The organism is Polaromonas aquatica (genome assembly GCF_042659145.1).
GTDB classification, from domain to species: domain Bacteria; phylum Pseudomonadota; class Gammaproteobacteria; order Burkholderiales; family Burkholderiaceae_C; genus Polaromonas; species Polaromonas aquatica.
On record NZ_JBHSRS010000016.1, the window covers coordinates 17,652 to 33,824 of the forward strand.

18 protein-coding genes are annotated in these 16,173 nt (G+C 54.5%); 3 read left to right on the top strand and 15 right to left on the bottom strand.

The features are described 5' to 3' along the window. Positions 1–232: 232 nt before the first annotated feature. The 15 genes from ACFQND_RS07445 to ACFQND_RS07515 form a co-directional block, all read right to left on the bottom strand. Positions 233–655 carry a hypothetical protein gene (locus tag ACFQND_RS07445; protein WP_371438933.1) on the bottom strand — a complete coding sequence of 141 codons (423 nt, stop codon included), beginning with the start codon at positions 653–655 and terminating at the stop codon, positions 233–235. A gap of 202 nt (positions 656–857) precedes the next feature. Then, complete coding sequence (locus ACFQND_RS07450; protein ID WP_371438934.1) at positions 858–1,592, bottom strand: hypothetical protein; 735 nt, start codon at positions 1,590–1,592, stop codon at positions 858–860. Between the two features lie 77 nt (positions 1,593–1,669). After that, the gene (locus ACFQND_RS07455) at positions 1,670–2,968 is read right to left on the bottom strand and encodes a Y-family DNA polymerase (RefSeq protein WP_371438935.1); all 1,299 of its coding nucleotides are present in this window, start codon (positions 2,966–2,968) and stop codon (positions 1,670–1,672) included. Positions 2,969–2,977: 9 nt separating this feature from the next. After that, on the bottom strand, positions 2,978–3,418 hold the full coding sequence (locus tag ACFQND_RS07460) for a LexA family protein (RefSeq protein ID WP_371438936.1): 441 nt from the start codon (positions 3,416–3,418) through the stop codon (positions 2,978–2,980). 42 nt (positions 3,419–3,460) lie between these two features. Then, positions 3,461–5,689: a hypothetical protein gene (locus tag ACFQND_RS07465; protein WP_371438937.1), complete on the bottom strand. Its 2,229-nt coding sequence runs from the start codon at positions 5,687–5,689 to the stop codon at positions 3,461–3,463. Positions 5,690–5,700: 11 nt separating this feature from the next. Beyond that, a complete protein-coding gene (locus ACFQND_RS07470) occupies positions 5,701–6,186 on the bottom strand; it encodes a prepilin peptidase (protein WP_371438938.1) in 486 nt (161 codons plus the stop codon). Between the two features lie 18 nt (positions 6,187–6,204). Continuing rightward, positions 6,205–6,951, bottom strand: coding sequence for an HNH endonuclease (locus ACFQND_RS07475; RefSeq protein WP_377412789.1), 747 nt, complete (start codon positions 6,949–6,951; stop codon positions 6,205–6,207). Positions 6,952–7,135: 184 nt separating this feature from the next. Next, positions 7,136–7,657, bottom strand: a complete 522-nt coding sequence (locus tag ACFQND_RS07480; RefSeq protein ID WP_371438940.1) for a peptidoglycan-binding domain-containing protein — start codon at positions 7,655–7,657, stop codon at positions 7,136–7,138. Between the two features lie 200 nt (positions 7,658–7,857). Further along, on the bottom strand, positions 7,858–8,148 hold the full coding sequence (locus ACFQND_RS07485) for a hypothetical protein (protein ID WP_371438941.1): 291 nt from the start codon (positions 8,146–8,148) through the stop codon (positions 7,858–7,860). Positions 8,149–8,159: 11 nt separating this feature from the next. After that, on the bottom strand, positions 8,160–8,474 hold the full coding sequence (locus ACFQND_RS07490) for a hypothetical protein (protein ID WP_371438942.1): 315 nt from the start codon (positions 8,472–8,474) through the stop codon (positions 8,160–8,162). A gap of 222 nt (positions 8,475–8,696) precedes the next feature. Next, positions 8,697–8,909, bottom strand: a complete 213-nt coding sequence (locus tag ACFQND_RS07495) for a hypothetical protein (RefSeq protein WP_371438943.1) — start codon at positions 8,907–8,909, stop codon at positions 8,697–8,699. Between the two features lie 17 nt (positions 8,910–8,926). Then, a complete protein-coding gene (locus ACFQND_RS07500; protein WP_371438944.1) occupies positions 8,927–9,118 on the bottom strand; it encodes a hypothetical protein in 192 nt (63 codons plus the stop codon). Positions 9,119–9,133: 15 nt separating this feature from the next. Further along, positions 9,134–9,373 carry a hypothetical protein gene (locus tag ACFQND_RS07505; protein WP_371438945.1) on the bottom strand — a complete coding sequence of 80 codons (240 nt, stop codon included), beginning with the start codon at positions 9,371–9,373 and terminating at the stop codon, positions 9,134–9,136. A 218-nt stretch (positions 9,374–9,591) separates the two neighbouring features. Further along, positions 9,592–10,023 carry a hypothetical protein gene (locus ACFQND_RS07510; protein WP_371438946.1) on the bottom strand — a complete coding sequence of 144 codons (432 nt, stop codon included), beginning with the start codon at positions 10,021–10,023 and terminating at the stop codon, positions 9,592–9,594. 192 nt (positions 10,024–10,215) lie between these two features. Then, positions 10,216–13,320 (bottom strand): Tn3 family transposase, encoded by a 3,105-nt coding sequence (locus ACFQND_RS07515; protein ID WP_371436477.1) that lies wholly within the window; start codon positions 13,318–13,320, stop codon positions 10,216–10,218. Positions 13,321–13,572: 252 nt separating this feature from the next. On the opposite strand from ACFQND_RS07515, the gene ACFQND_RS07520 reads away from it, so the two are divergent. The 3 genes from ACFQND_RS07520 (at position 13,573) to ACFQND_RS07530 (ending at position 16,095) form a co-directional block, all read left to right on the top strand. Further along, the gene (locus tag ACFQND_RS07520; RefSeq protein WP_371436483.1) at positions 13,573–15,276 is read left to right on the top strand and encodes a phage integrase family protein; all 1,704 of its coding nucleotides are present in this window, start codon (positions 13,573–13,575) and stop codon (positions 15,274–15,276) included. A 79-nt stretch (positions 15,277–15,355) separates the two neighbouring features. Next, on the top strand, positions 15,356–15,736 hold the full coding sequence (locus ACFQND_RS07525; RefSeq protein ID WP_371436478.1) for a toxin-antitoxin system TumE family protein: 381 nt from the start codon (positions 15,356–15,358) through the stop codon (positions 15,734–15,736). Further along, on the top strand, positions 15,733–16,095 hold the full coding sequence (locus tag ACFQND_RS07530) for an HVO_A0114 family putative DNA-binding protein (RefSeq protein ID WP_371436479.1): 363 nt from the start codon (positions 15,733–15,735) through the stop codon (positions 16,093–16,095). Before ACFQND_RS07525 ends, ACFQND_RS07530 begins: the two co-directional genes overlap by 4 nt. Positions 16,096–16,173 lie beyond the last annotated feature (78 nt).

Below are 16,173 nucleotides of genomic sequence, written 5' to 3' on the forward strand. Positions count from 1 at the left end.
ATTTCTCTCTGATGACTCGGGAATCGTCGATAGAAACACGCAGTTTTGAGAATGATGAGTTCTTGCCCTGTCCGTTGGGGTCGTAAGCGGAACCAGCAGCAGTTCAATGCCAAAATGTACGATGATTTTGTGCCCTGGCCGCACGTGTACTTCCGGGTCCTCACCAATGAAAAAACCCCCAAACTTTGTGAAAGTTTGAGGGCTTTTCGGAACGTCACTGTTGAGGTGATATTCAATCGTCAGTTGCACATGACGCCAGGAGCGCGGACTCGCGACGCTCACCGGCAACCATGTACTCAATGCGAATTTCCAAGCGAGTTTCCCCGCTCGAAATATCGACGCAATGGTCAGGCTTTTGCCGCTTTGCACGCGATGAGTGCTTGCGGCTCGACCTGGCCAGTTTGCGCATCAAATCGTAATAAGCGTATTCACGCTCAAAACGAGCCGCCGCCCGCTGTTCAGCGACGGTGACCAAATGCTCGCGCAGCAGCTCCTTCATTGCCAAAGGACGCAGCATGGCACGTTCACGCTTACGCGCGATCTTCTTCGCTTGAGCAATTGCTTTCGGCTTGGAAGCCCAACCCCTGGATCGAGGGTCATTGGATGACTCGACGTCGGGGCTGACATTACGCACAGGGCTGTTGATGATCTTCATGATGTGTCCTATTGGATAAGGGCACATCCCCACTGGGACGGTGCCCAGTGGGTGAAAATTAAAAACTAAGTTGAAGGCTGGCACAAGACCAGCAAATTGGCAATTAGCCAAAGTGATTGCATTCTAGCCAGCAGTGCGAAGCTTGTCATCGCTTTGCGCACGGGAATTTCGCCTCACACCCAACAATATCTTTTGGCATTCGCTAGGTTATGAGACGTTTTCCGTGTTTTGCAAGCGCCTCCATGATGTCGCGCCATATGCCAATACGTTCCCATTGGGCGTGTTTACGCAGGTAGCTAATGCAGGGACCAATATCGTTTACGCGATAGCCCCCCAACTCCAGGTCTGGGCTACCTACGACTGGCGGGAGCGCTTCATCCCATCCATCCGACGCGGGCCAAGGCATCACCACTTGCCCTCCTGTCGCGTGCATCACACGAATCCATCCCTGCGCATCAGGCCAGTGAAAGTACGCCATGGAAGACATTGGCTTTACCCACTTCCAAGGCATGATCGGAACTGATCGCGGCGATGGCACCTCGGCCGCTCGCAGCTGGCGCAGGACAGCGCTTCTAGCTTCAAATACCGCTTGACGTTCGGCAATCGCCTTGCGATTTCGTTCCAGCGATTCAAGCAGTCTTGCACGGTTGGCTTTCGCCTCTTCATCGAAAAGGACGATCAGTTGGGCAGTGTTCTGCAGCAGTAGTTGGCGCTGCTCATCGGTAAGCGGGCGCCCTGCCCCATTGCCCGAGTATTCGGGCTGGAGATTTGGTGCGGTACCGAAACGCTTTTCGAAGCAGGTAGAACCCATCACCATGATCTTGCCGCCATCGTCCACCACGTGGATGCGCTTGTAGACACCGTGGCCGCAACCAGGCTCCTGACACTGAACTTTTTGTGCTTCGTCTACCTCAACAATTGCTAGCAGCTTTGCCATGATTACCTGGTTTTGGAAATTCCGTTCATTTAAATTAGCACGGATTCGGCCTATGACAACTGCAAAGTGAGGTCGAGTCAGGCTTTCGCTACGGGTATGTCGTCCCAACAGGTGGTGTACGCCGGCGTGCGGCGTTCCTGTTTCATGGACCACGCCCGCCGGCTGCCGCCCAGGCCTGCGCTTCCCAGAAGCACTGTTCCCTTTCCAAAGCGCTGGTTGAGCTCATCCATGGCAAGCATCAAAGTGGAGCGGTCGTTCGTGTCATCCCCCTCCAGGTCCAGTTCACCTTGCTGGTGTGTGTTTCCCTGCAGGTCCAGCAGCATGATCCCGGCCTTGGCATAGTTGAACCCCTCGCGGTAGATCGCATGCAGGCCCAGCAAGGCGGCGTTTACGATCAGGGCGCTATCGGCGCTTGGGCGGCGCATGGGCACAGTCACGGAACGGCTGTACTGCGGGCACTGCCGGAATGGGCTGGTACGAATGAAGACCAGCACCTGTCCGGCCAGGCTGCGCTGTTTACGCAGCTTGGCGGCCGCTGTTGATGCAAACTCGGTTATTGCCTCGGCAAGGTGGTCCTGGCTGGTAACGGGGTGCCCAAATGAGCGGGTGCAGGCAATTTCCCGTTTTGGGGGTGGAGCCTGTTCCAGTTCGATGCAGGAAACCCCCTGCAACTCCAACACTGTGCGCTCCAGGACCACGGACCATCTGCGACGAACCGTCCCAGCATCCATTCGCACCAGATCCAGAACAGTGTTGATGCCGCCGGCGACCAGCTGCTTGCCGATCTGGCGACCCACCCCCCAGACCTCCCCCACATCGGTGCTGGCCAGGATGGCTTCAAGCTCACCCTTGCTCAATGCCTCAAGGTTGCACACCTGGGCCAAATGCGCGGGGTAGCTACCTGGCTTGCGTTCCGCGGCCTTGGAGACGTGGTTTGCGAGCTTGGCCAGCGTCTTGGTCGCGCCAATGCCAATCCCGCACGGTATGCCAATGCCCTGGAGGATGCGAGCACGGATTTTGTGGCCACGTTCCACCAGGTCACCCTTGACGCCGTCAAGCGTGACGAAACTCTCATCAATGGAATAGATCTCTTGTCTGGGCCCCATGCCGGCGGCCAGACGCATCATGCGATCTGACATGTCCCCGTAGAGCGCGAAATTTGCCGAATGGGCCACCAGCCCAGCATCGTCAGCAAAGTGCTTGATCTTGAACCAGGGAGCGCCCATGGCGATGCCCAAGGCCTTGGCTTCGTTGCTTCTGGCCACCGCGCAACCGTCGTTGTTGCTCAAAACGACTACCGGCACGCCCTCCAGACTTGGCTGGAACACGCGCTCACACTGCACGTAAAAATTATTTCCATCGACCAAGGCAAACACAGAGAGACCTCACGGTGAGAACGTCTTTATGCTGCTGGTGACGACTCCCCAGACGCGAATGGTCTGGCCGTCCTTGGGCTCAATATCCGGGATTTCCGGATTGCCTGAAACGAGCTTGACCTGGCCGTCGCGCTTGTAGAGCATCTTGACCAGAAATTCACCGTCAACGTCGGCCACCACGACATGGCCATCCCTGGGTCTCTTGCGCTTGCGAATCAGCAGCAGATCGCCGTCGAAGATGCCGAACTTGACCATGGAGTGGCCGCTGGCCACCATGAAAAATGCGTCTTCCTTGTCGCTCCCGAGCAGGCTGGCCAAGTCCAGGCGCTCGGCGCCCAGATCCTCAGCAGGAGATGGGAAGCCCGCCTTGACTGTGCCCCGGATGCGCTGAACCAGCATCGGCGCATGGGATGCCGGTACCGGTGTCTTTGGCGCATTTGTGCTGTACATCCATCCAGTATAGGTTTTTCATGGAAGTGGGCGTCAAATTCCTCATTTTCCTAAGCCTTTAGTTTGCGCTTCCAGGCCAAACGATGCGCTGTAGGGACTGCTGAAATAGTCGTTGTCCTCATATCCGCGGAACAGGCGAGCCGTGACAAGCTCATTCAGCAAAGCCTCAAACTGCGCCATTTCATCTTCCACGCCTTGCAGTTTGCCGTTCCTATACTGCGCAACGACATCCAATATCCCTATCTGTTTCAAAAGGATGAAGGAGCGCAGTAGCTGAGTAATTTCATCCATTACCCCACGCCATGTTCGGTAAGGGTTCAGCTGGAGCTGGGCATTGGATGTCGAATCCCCCACCGCGTAAATAACAATGGGCGGCTGAGCGTTGCATATGCCCTCGATCCGTACACGCCAGCCCTCTCCAGCAATGCTGGCCGCATAGCCATGACTCGGTGAAGGCATTTTTTCGAATTCGAATTCGCGTGTGGGGTCAACAAGCCTTGCCAGCAAGGACTTCTCTGGTCCCTCCAGGCACGCTTTCGCCACCTCAATCATGGGTGTGCTGCAAGGGAACGCCCACCATTTGCGCATCCGCAGGGCGATTTCCTTGGGCATGTTGGCGATGGCGTCTTGAAACTTATCTTCTTCGTCTGCAAAGAGAGGTATAGGCGCTATCGCGCCCATCGGCAATGAACGAAGCCTCAGATCAACGCTACTGGTGGTGGTTTCACCGCGCTTGAAGCCAAGTGTTGTTTCTCCCTGCAGCTCAAGCAGAAAGCCGACGGCCCGCTTTTGTTGGCTTGCAATGCTCTGGAAAAGAGCAACTTCATCGTCGGTTGCCATGCGTTTGACCGTGCACAAAGCGGCGGGGAAGTAGCCCATTTCGTAGATAGCCTGAGCCGCTTGCGACTGATGGATAAGAAATGGAGAATAGAAGTCCAGCGCAGCCTTGATGTTGCCTTGATTGCCTGTCGGCTGGCGCACCAACGCATAGCATTCAGGTTGCGGGCGTGTTATATCGAAAAGGGCGATGTAGGCCGTGGTGGTCTGTCGTTTTTGCCGGCCCCTTTCCACCTTTTTTGCCTTGGCGGCTTCCCTGAACTCGTTTGCGCCGACGGCCAGTGCGTGCAGCACATCGGGCGCCCGATCAGGATCCATCCAGGCGGTGATTCGTGTTCGGTTAAAGGGCAGCAGTTCGCTCAAGATTTCATCGGCTTGAAGACCCTGAGGGCGCCCGCAGCTGTACCAATAGTCTGCGTGTGCTGCGGCTTCCTGCCATCCGTCCGGTAGCCAATACTCTGGTCCGACTTCAGCCGCGGTAGCAAACATTTCTCTACAGGCAGCCAACAGCTTCGGATCGGGCAAGGATATGGCAACACCATCGCCGGGCCACTCTAGTTGCGATGGCGAGCACCTGGATGGAGCGTGCGCCACCTCACATTCACAGTGGATCATCTGCTTTGCCAAAGGCAGTTCGCGGAAAGGCCTGTGGACGGGTTTGACATTCTGGTCCTCATGCGACATAGAGTCCCACAACGCTTGATGAAACGCCTCCATATCCGCGTCGAAGCCACAAATGGAAGCGAAAGCCTCTAATCGCGCCCCCCAGAGCTGTTCATTGATGTCCGATCGATTCTCTATGGCTACCGGGGCGCTCTCAATGTCCTTTACTGGTGGTTGGCCGGCTTGATAAACCACTTTGCAGGACTGCAGCCTGTGCGGCACTCCTGCATCAACCTTGGAAAATACAAGCACCACTGGGGATTCCTGGTCGAGCACATCGCCGGTGTTTGCGAACTGCAGAGCGGCTTCGATCAGCCTCATTTCCTCCATTGGCGTCAGCGCGCCGGGTTCCACCTCAATGCCAATCAGAAAAGGCCCATAGCCATGGCCTAAAACCCAAGCGCCGCCAACCAGGATACGCAGCACGTCAGCATTCTTGCTCAATGCGCTGACGATAAATGGCATGCACTTCAGGAATTCCTTGACCTTGGCAGCCGTGACCCGCGCATGGATTCGATTGGCTTGCCAGACGATTTCACCAGTTTTGGATAGCCTCCAGCTCTCAATGCCATCTGTATCCAGGCGGTCGAATGTGATCAGTTCAGCCGCAACAAAACTTTGGAGCGCTGCATGGCATTCCACTGCTGACAGACCAAGAGCCGCCGCCATTTCAATGTTGTTGAACGAGTCATGGCTATTCCATCGCATCGAATTAATCAAGGCGCTCATCGTGCTTGGGGTAACGCGCATGGTGGACGATGCGGATGGCATGGCAACTCCCTTCACATTTCAACTGGTTTTGTAGGTTGATTGGCATGAAGATCCCTGTAGATCAGTACCTGCGCCAGCAGTATGCTGCTGACAATGGAACAGGTGATTCCTGCTCCAGTGACGCCAAACAGCCAAATGCAGAACGCAAACAGTATGCCGGTGAAGGCCTCGACCATGGGGTAACGCCGGCTGATGTGGGTTTTGCATGATGAGCACCGCCCGCCCAGAGCAATGTAGCTCAACACAGGGATGTTTTCAAACCAGCGGATTTGATGGCCGCAGGATGGGCAGCGCGAGCGCGGTACCGACAGATTAAAAGGGGCTGCGGGCTCGATCGTGGAAAAGGTGAGCTCTGCGCGCTCCTGTTGCCGCCGGCGCTCCAGCATTATCGGCAAGCGGTACACCACCACATTGATGAAGCTCCCGATGCATAGGCCTACCCAGGCGGCACAGCAAACGTAGATTATCTGGAGGGTTTCTGCGTGGCTTGATGACATGAGTGTTCTTTGTTTGATTCAGTCGTCATGGTCGATCACCCCCTTGCGTAGATGATCAAGTGCCTTCTGGATATGGCGTTCTTCCGGACCAAGAGTGGAGAGGAACTTGAAAACCGCTTCTGTCTGGTACCAGTATGTTGCGTCCCGGATGGCCGGCCGCATGGCGTCCAACTCCATTCTGGTCAGGGATGCGGCGAAGGCGCGCAGCCGGATTTCGGCGCGCTCCCGCTCGATGTGGCACTCCCGACACAGCGCACGAAGGGCACTCAGGGGATATTCCCAGGGCTCATAGTTCTCGCGCATGCTGGAGTAGTAGCAGTGGTGGGCCTCCAGCCTGGCCTTTGCCTTGCAGTCCTGGCAGCTGTACCCTGCCCGCTTTTTGACCGTCTCGGCTTTGGCCTTCCAGCGCGGGTCTTGCAACTTCTGGCTGTAGGTGCCTTTCAGGCGTGAATAGTCATATCCATCAATCGGGTAGAAACCCATGTTCCATGAATGGCCCATCTCGTACCAAAACCCGAAGGAGCCGATCAGGTCATCGAATTCAGATGTGTCACATCCCAAGTTCAGCAAGGAGTGCAAGGGGCTGCTGTCGAAAACCAGCACCAGCAACGAATCATCATGGAATGACTCTTTCCTGAGTCTCCAATCTTCGATGGTGAAAAACAAGCCATCCCCCACCATTTCTTCCTTGATCATCCATTCCGTGAGCGCCGATTGCATGCGCTGCAGATTGTCGATGACCAACTTTTGCGGTGAGGGCTGCATGACTATTGAATGGCGACCTAGGCGTTCATTGAAGCGAGTTTATTGACGGGCGGTAGGGATTCATGTAAAAAACCGCATAAACAGGCTTAAGTCCTTGTCGCTGTTGGTTTTTTTCCAATTGTCCCGTGATAGCCCGCCTCGGCGCCTTTCGCCGTGAAACCTCTAACTGGCTGGGCGTTGGCGGTTAACGCAAAGCCGTAACAGTAGGAGAATCAAGCTTGCCATTCACGGTAAGTCCACGTGCCTTTTGAAACAACTTTAGCTGTTCAACAGATTTTTTTCCAAACACGCCATCTGGAACACCAACTGGGAATCCAAGCTGATTCAAACGCACTTGAGCCTGCGTTGGAGTCATTGCCGAATCGTTAGTAGCCGGCTGCACCCCATTAGCTACCACCGGCACAGCAATCCGATTTCCTGGTTCTGATGTTCCTGTCTGATTGCAACTGACTTCACCGTAATAGATTGTGCAGTTATAAATTTTCCCCGCATTCTTGGCTTGGTATGAAGTCGAAAGCGCAGCCTTCTCGATTGAAGATACGGTGAGATTCTCACGAGGCGTACCAAAATACTTTGCAGTTTTCTCAAGCAGAGAATTTTCATCAACCGTGGAATTCATTACGCCGGAGATCATCGGCGCGCAGCCTGTGATGAATGTAGATGCTGCGAGCAGCGAGGCAATCTGCACAAAGTTTTTCTTGTTCATATGTAGTTTTCCAAGTTGGTTTTATTAATTAAAGTTTCGCAAACAAGCTCTGGTTTCGTATTCTTCAACTAGGCCGGAACGGTCGCTGCATTGGCCAGGTAGTAGTTGCGTTCGAACGATGGGATTTAGACAAAGCAATTCCCTATGCTGAGCAACGATTTCTTGCCGGGATCATTATCGTAATTCACTCATGACGATGCTTACCCCAATGCTTCAGCCGATTTGCTCCATTCCCGTGCATCTTTCTTTTCTTGGATAGAAACAACGATTTCTGAGTGAATAAAGTTGTCCCGGGCAACCTGATCTTTGTCGATCACTGATGATCCAATAGCGACCGTGCTAACTGCAGTGAGCAGTATATTTTGACTGGTTAGGTCGTACACAGTAGTTGTGTTTGTTCTCGACTCATCGTTGAATGTAGGTTGTAGTTCAACCTTGCCAACACAATCGGTATTGAGGTACGTATTACTCCAGACTCTTACGAGTGCCATATTTTTTTCCTTCAGTTGGTGGGCCATGTTCCAAGCTGGAACTTTCCAAAAAGCTCTTCAATTTCCCCGGCCGGAACAACGCCATCATCACGCCATGCTATTGCTTCAGCGCCTTCTACTAGCAAAGTTGCTTTTTTCAAGGGCTTAGTCCGCCGCTCCAGGAAGACCACGAAATTTCCCCCTTTGCGCTCAAGAAAGCGGAGCTTGATGCCATCTCGTATTACTTCTCTGCGATCAACAATTTCTGACTCAAACTCAGAAATTGCATTTGCACGCGGGTTGCGTGGACGGAACATGCGGTTAAAAATATCTAACGCTGACTTCATTGCTTTCCTTCAATTTGGTTTGTGAATTTTGACTGGTCTGAAATCCGTGCAGCCGCAAACCTGGCACTTGCATTGCTGCACTGAGACGTACCGGAGGATGCGCTGTCCATTTGGGCTCTTGATAGGTTGTTGCCATCTGGTCCCCTCTACTGGCGACCAGTTATGCCGTTTGCACGGAGACGTTAGAGGGTTATCGGCCAACTGGACCATGATGCTGCGTGTCTAGTGTTTGCGGAACTGTGTGACGTCCGGCTTCCTGAGCAAGGTTTCAAGTTCCTGTTGAGTTGCAATCGGCGTCGCGCATCCCGCATAGTGGCCTTCTGGCTCCTCATAAACCACATGGGCGACTGGCTCCCAAACATTCGGTTTAACCATCTGATCAAATTCAACCAGCCACGCAAGTGGCTTAGGTTTGGCAGTTGATTGTTTCACCATGTGCGTTCCTTGATGTTTTAGCTGGGCACACCAGTGCGTTGTACATGTGCGGCCCAATAGGCGACTGCCTGGTCAATATCTCCACCACGAGCCGGGAACAAGGTACCAAGGTGCTCACGCAGTGACTGCAATGTTTTGATCTGCTTGTCGCGCGCTATGCGCACGGCGGCTTGCAACACTTCAAACCCTGTAGGACTTAATTCAGGCATCGCCGGTTTTCTTTCTCAATATCTAGTCAGAGATTCGGTTGCAAGCACAGCGGTCGGGAACATTGGGACGATGTAGTTACCCATGTTCATCTGCATAGTTTTTCGGTTCACTTTCATCCCGCCATCAACAACAAAGCTGCGTGAAGTAGTTGATTTCACAGCGAATGCGCGAACCATTGCAGGCGCTCCTGGAACAGATTTACCATAAGCGGTTCCACCGTAGAAATTGCTTGAGGCTCCGTATAACTGATTCATAACTTTCCTTCATGTTTTTCTTGATTCAGGCTATCACGGACCGGGCTGTTGGCAAGTCGGATTACTGAATTGCGAGAAGAGCTTCAAGTGACGCCATCAAATCAGCAAGGTCGCGCTGTGAAGGGTTAGGCATAGGCAGGTATTCGTAAAAATCCAGACTTTCCTCCACAGTGCGGTCGCTTAGTCACAGGCTCGGCGAGTTGCATCGTCGCTTTCCTTCAATGCGCGACCGTTGAGCGACCTTCAACCACTTCGACATAATTTTTCGCCGCCGCCCCTACCTGCAAAGCTGCTTCTCGTTGGGCTTGTGGCGCCGTGGAAAGGATCTTTAAGGAGTGAGGCAATTTAAGGTCTGCTTGGAGCGCGCAAACCAGGTCCATGAATCCTGCCTGGCTTAGTGGTGGATCGTAGTTACTGTTGGACTGCGTAGCTGACCGAATCGCTTGACTGGACTCTTTCTCAATGGTCAACAACTCAACGATAGCGTTCTCACTCAAACCGCCGTCTTTGATGTGTGCCAGCATGACGAGGGCGGTGAGACTCTGAAAGGCTGTCAGAGCATCATCCCGGTCTTCGGCAGTCGATGATCGAGTCCTGAGTCGCTGAAGCTCGCCACGAGCTGCCTTGATGATTGTCTGTTCGAGTTTCACAAGTTATCCAATCAAGCCATCGGCCTCTTAAAAAATGATAACAAACGATCCATAAGCGTTGGAACAGCCTTCCAGGTTTGCCACCCATCATCACGTTGTCCAGTTAGCCTCATGTCGTCGTGTAGGCTAAATGAGCCCATCCCCTCGAAAAGGTAAAACGAGCGGTTTTCCCCTCTGAAAGAGGATTAGCTTTCAGTCAAAAAGATCCCCTTGTCCAGGCTGCGTGGCGTTGCTCCAGAACACCGAGTCGGCATATCGGGCAGCCAAGGCCTCCAAGTCAATGTCCTGCTCATCGTCACTGAACTCGAACGACCCGAACATGTTCACGTGCTGCCACGCCACCGGCGACATGCCCTGGATGAACGCGATGGCATCCAGATCCCCGGCCGTCACCTTCTGTTCGTACACCTTGGACAGCAAGGCCGTGTTGTAATAAATGACAGCATTGGCAATCAGCCGGGCGCAATCATTCCAGACCTGCTGCTCGGTTTCAGTCTGAACCTTGAACTTCCCACCATTGATGAATGACACCGCCCGACGGAACCGGTGATAGGCCTCGCCGCGGTTGAGCGCCTTTTGTACGCTCTGGCGCAGTTCGACATCGTCAATGAAGTCCAGAATATAGATGGTGCGAAGGATGTTGTCCAACTCCCACAGGGCTTTTTTTGTGTTGTTTTGTCGGGCGTAGCTGCTGAGTTTGCGCACCACTGTAGCCTGGGTCGTGTCCTTTTGCGCAAGGGAAGCCATGATGCGTTGGATGTTGGGCCATTCGCTGATGATCAGATCCACGTTGACCCTATTGCTTGGTCGAATCAGCATGTCGGCCGGATACTGACTCGGCAGTTCGAACCCGACCAGCGATGCGGTCTTTTTTTGCAATGTCTTGTAGCGTGGTGCAAAGCTGTAGCCGTGGGCGAACAGACTCCAGAAATTGACCTGGTTGGTTCCGTGTGTATCGGTCGAGTGGCGTGTCGGTTTGATGTCTGACGTGTTGTTGTACAGCAGGTCGAACACAAAATGGCTTTCATGTTCATGGGTGCCGATGATCTTGGCGTTGATGGGCACATGGTTGGCAACCACGGTGCAGGCGCTAACCCCCTTGTCCCAGCCGAAATACTTGGGCGAATAGCGGGAGTTGAAGGTGTTGATCTGGGTTTCAAACCGCTGACCATCGCTGCTGGAATGCAACTCATCGCGAATGTTGAAGAGCTTGAAGGCCGGCAGCGCGGCCGTGGCATTGCTGATGGCGTCATTGGCCGCATGCACAGTTTCCGGCCGCAAGAAGCTGCGGGCGGTAGTGATCAGGGATGCGTGGCTCAAGCCCGACACCTCGGCCATCTTGCCCAATCCCATGTTGGTGCCAAAGGCCACCACGCAGGCCAGGATTTCGCGAAGGTCCGGCGTGTGCTTGACGGCGCGATTCAGAACATGCTCGAAGGCATCCAAAAATTTCGTATTTCCGTTCACAAACCGCAGCAGTTGGGCAACGGCAATTCCTGGCAATTGGTTGTAGAACGGGGCGTTGCCGGTCTCCGGGATTGTTGGGTAGATCAGGGACCAGCGCTTTTTCTCCCCTTGGCCGACGACCTTGATATGCGCATTGACGCAGGTGGCCACGCGTTGATTCACCGTCACCAGGCGGTCTTCGAGCTTCGTGCGCAATGTGGCCAAGGTTTCTTCAATAGGGGCGGTCAAAATCGGCTGTCCGATTTCAGCGAGCACAGCGTCTTTGTGCGCCCAGCGGGCATCGCTGATCAGGTCATCCTCAAACTGGCGGAATTCGTTACTGTGCTTGACATACAAGTCCCCGGATTCCAGTGCATTGCGCAACAGCCGGTAGACCAGAAACTCGTATCGATCGACATTCAGGGTTTTGCGTTTCTCCCCGTCCTCGATGGACTCGACATACAGGTGTTTTTTGAGAGCCGGTGGGATCACGGTCTCAGGAAACTTTGAGGAATCCGCCTGGCGCAGTGACTTGCTCCGGCGCAACAGGTCTTGCATCATGGAGATCGCGGTGACCAAGGGGGCGTTTTCCAAGCGGCCGGCAAAATCGATGTCGCAAAAGAGGTGTCGCAAGTTGCGTTTGATGGTTGGCGACAGCATGGTGAAGTAAGTCCACTCGTAGTCAAGCTTGTCAAAGGCCACATTGCGCAGGAAGTTGGACACCGAGGGAAAGGCAGCCAGCTCCAGCAAACCGAACGCGCGCTCTTTGACCGTGGAAAACGGGCAATCACTTGCGATCGACTCATCCACAAAGAGGCCCAACACCTCACCGGCAGCTTTCAAATTGCTGTTGGCCTCGTCGGATGCCTGTTGCATGGCCACCTTCGCCGCCAGTTTGGCGTGCTTATCAAATTGTCCGACCAGGTGAATGAACGCCTCAATCAGGTTGTCGTTTATTTGGCGGAACCGGTGGAAGGCAAAGCACAATAGATACAGACGTACCGTGGAGATATCCATGCGGCGCAGCTTGTAAATCGTGTAGAACTGGACCAGCCCGGCGTAATACTTGATGCTCTCACTGGACAGTGAGGCATCCATCAGAAATGTTTGGGCGAAGGCATGCAAGGGGCCCAGTTGTTTGCGCCGACCGACTTCCCGGCGCAGCTCCTTGTTGCTGAAATCACTTGCCTCGTGTTTAAGTACGTTGATCAGATGGATTTTGTCGTCCGCGTGCAGCAAGGTATTGAGCGATTGCTGCAAGTCGGCGGGCAAGGTGGCATCCAGCTTTCGGGTAACACGCTTGCGCTCGTCGGTGACCGCCTGGCTTACAAGGTCCTGCAAAGACGTGTATCCCGGTGCCACGATGCGCTGGCTTGATAGATGCTCCAACACCTCACGCAAAATGAACTTTGGTTGGGTTGACAACATCGCCGCCCGCTGCGCGAAAGCAACCAGCGCATGCTTGCCCTCGCTCCCACACAGGCGATAATCCAACAGCCCAAGAATGATTCGTTGTTGGGCCAGCCGAGTGGGCTTTGACAAAGGTCCCACCTCGATCATCAGCCTGCCTGGGAAATAGCGCGTCAGAATGTGATCAATGTCGGGCCGAACATGGTCAAGACTGACAACGAAGAACTGTGCCTTGGCCTTGAAGTAACCCAGTTGCAGTACGAGATGAACGCCCGCCGTGATTGTGCGTGCGGCATCGATGGTCTCTCGCTCTTCGGGACTCAAATCAAAATGGATTTGGCGTTCACCTTCGGTGAAGTGCGGCAAGCCATACAGGCTGTCAACTTCTTCGGTTGACAGAATGGAAAGGCGCCGAGAGGCTTCGAGTTTATTGCTTGGCAAGGCTGACGTGCTCCGACGGCTGGCTCAGTCGCACGCTGAGCTCATAAAAGTGAAATGGGGATGAAGCCAGGGTGCTGTAGTGATGTGATGCAAAGAATGGCTGCCTTGCCTACCATTTCATGTGCAATTCATGAATGACTTCAGTCCAAATCCCGAGAAAATTCTTTATCAAAGGCAATTCTATTGCGATAATCCTTCTTATCACAGCCGCAATCTCATTATTCGTAATTGGCATCCATGAAAAATCTGCCAATGTCTCTTTCACCAAGACGGGGTATAGGTGCTGGCCCGGCTGCCTTTCCAGGTGACGCCGAACTCGCCGCCCTGCGTGGCTGGTACGCCGGTCTGTCGTCGCGCGAATCCGTGGCCCGGTACCTGGAGACGCAAAAGGCTTCGGGACAGTCGTCACGGGGAATGATTGGGAGCATTCGCCGCCAATTGATCAGCATTGCACGCCGGCGGCATCGGTCCGATCTAGCGGCCCTTCTGGGCCATCCGATAAGTGAACGTGCCCAGCATGCGAGGGCCGTTGCACATGCTATTGATGCTTTGCGCACAGCGCCTGAACCGATTCCCAGGATCACTGATGACGTGAGTCTGTGGCTTTCTGCACGTGCTGCCAATGTCCTTCACGAACAAGACATCAAGACGCTGGCACAGCTGAGTGTGCGTGTACCCCGGCGGCGGCGCTGGTGGACCGTGATTCCTGGGCTGGGAGCCCACGGGGCACGTCAAATCGAAGCCTTCTTTGCGGCCCATCCGCAATTGACCGAACGGGCGCGGGAACTGATGGTTAGCGCAACGGTACAAACAGTTGTTCCTTGGGAGCGCCTGAAAGTACCCGAAGAGCTCAATGGCACGCGAGGCTCCTTCCGTGGGCCGCCATCAAGTTGCACGCTCAGCGCCGACAATGACTACGAGGCTGTGCAGGCCTGGCTGGCACTGCACGAGTCCAGTGCGACAAAACGAGCCTATCGCAAGGAGGCGGAGCGCCTGATTCTGTGGGCCGTCGTGGAGCGTGGGCGTGCACTGTCGTCGCTCACAACCGAGGACGCAACGGCCTACCGGGGGTTCTTACGCAACCCCACACCACGCAGCCGATGGGTTGGACCACCCCAGACAAGATTTTCTCCGGAGTGGCGGCCATTCGCGGCTGGGTTGTCACCCCGTTCCACGGCGTATGCCTTGACCGTCATTGGGGCAATGCTTCGTTGGCTGATTGAGCAGCGTTATGTGGTGGCCAACCCGTTTGCTGGCATCAAGGTGCGCGGTAGCGCCCGCAGCACACCTATGGACGAAGGGCGCGTCTTCTCCGAGGGTGAGTGGGCCATCATCCGAGCCGTAGCCAACGGGCTGGAGTGGTCATACGGCTGGAAGCTTGCGGCCGCTCAGCGCCTGCGCTTTGTTTTGGACTTCGCTTACGCCACGGGCCTGAGATCCAGTGAGTTCGTGGGGGCAACCCTGGGGCAGATTGAAACGGATGCCCAGGGAGACCATTGGCTCAAACTGGTCGGCAAAGGCAGCAAGGCGGGCAAGGTGGCGTTACCCCCGCTGGCTCGGGTGGCGCTGGACCATTACCTGATGCAACGCGGTGTGCCAACCACGCCAGCCATGTGGAAGCCGTCCACCCCGCTCATTGCCGACCTGCAGGCCGGGAGCGGTCAGAACCGCATTACTTCCACTCGACTGTGGAACGTCACCAAACGTTTCTTCGTCACAACTGCCGATGCTATTGAGGCCGAGTCCCCGAAAACAGCCGAAAAGCTGCGCCGGGCAAGTCCCCACTGGATGCGCCACACTCACGCCACGCATGCTTTGGCGCGGGGTGCCGAACTAACTACGGTCCGCGACAATTTGCGCCATGCATCGGTATCCACCACATCGGTTTACCTTCATACCGATCAGGCCAAGCGGGCCCGGCAAATGAGGGATGCTTTTGGGACACCAAAGGACTAACGCCTCAACGAGGCCAAGAATGACACATTCGACTCCCAATAGACATTGAAAAGCTTATCAGTTCATGATAAGCTTTGGCATGGGTTCACAACGTTCATCGGCCATTGGTTTGGAATATTTACTTGGCTTGGATGGCAATATTGAAGTTCAAAATGATGCAGGCTACTGGGTCAAGATGGAAGTTTCGAGTGTGGACGTGACGGCGGAACGACCGCACGGCATCAGGTACAGCCTGACACTGCATGCGCCGGACAACACTCGACTAATTGGTTTCGATAATGCCCATAGCGTGAGACCAGCAGGCTCGCGCTTCAAGCATGCAGGTAAAAGGTTCCCGTACGACCATCGCCATCGGCACGCTCTGGACGAGGGTGTGTTGTACGAGTTCGACACCGCTTACCAGTTAGTCAGTGATTTTTATGCTGAAGTAGATCGTGTTTTGAAAGAGGTCAGTCCATGAACAAGGTATTGAAGTTCGGTATTGCGCCAGTGCCTGTGCAGCGTGCCCGCTCGCTGGCTATTGCGGCTGGAACACGCCAACGCGCCAAAGATGAACCCAACGTTTGGTTCCCGACCGTGACCGCCATGGCACGGGTGCTGTCAGATGAGAACATGGCCTTGCTCAAGGTCATTCGTGAGAGTCACCCAGACTCCATGGATGCCTTAGCCAAGGCTGTGGGAAAACATGTGCCCAACGTTTCGCGGTCGCTGCACACCATGGCGCAATATGGTTTGGTCACGCTAACCAAACATGGTCGAACGGTGATGCCCCAAGTTACCTCCGAGCGAGTTACGGTGGATTTTTCCTGGGGTGGCTGACATTGCATTCAAATGAAATCAGCCACTCGTTCAAACCGATTGACAAACGTCACCGCGACTAAATTTGGTAACTTTATT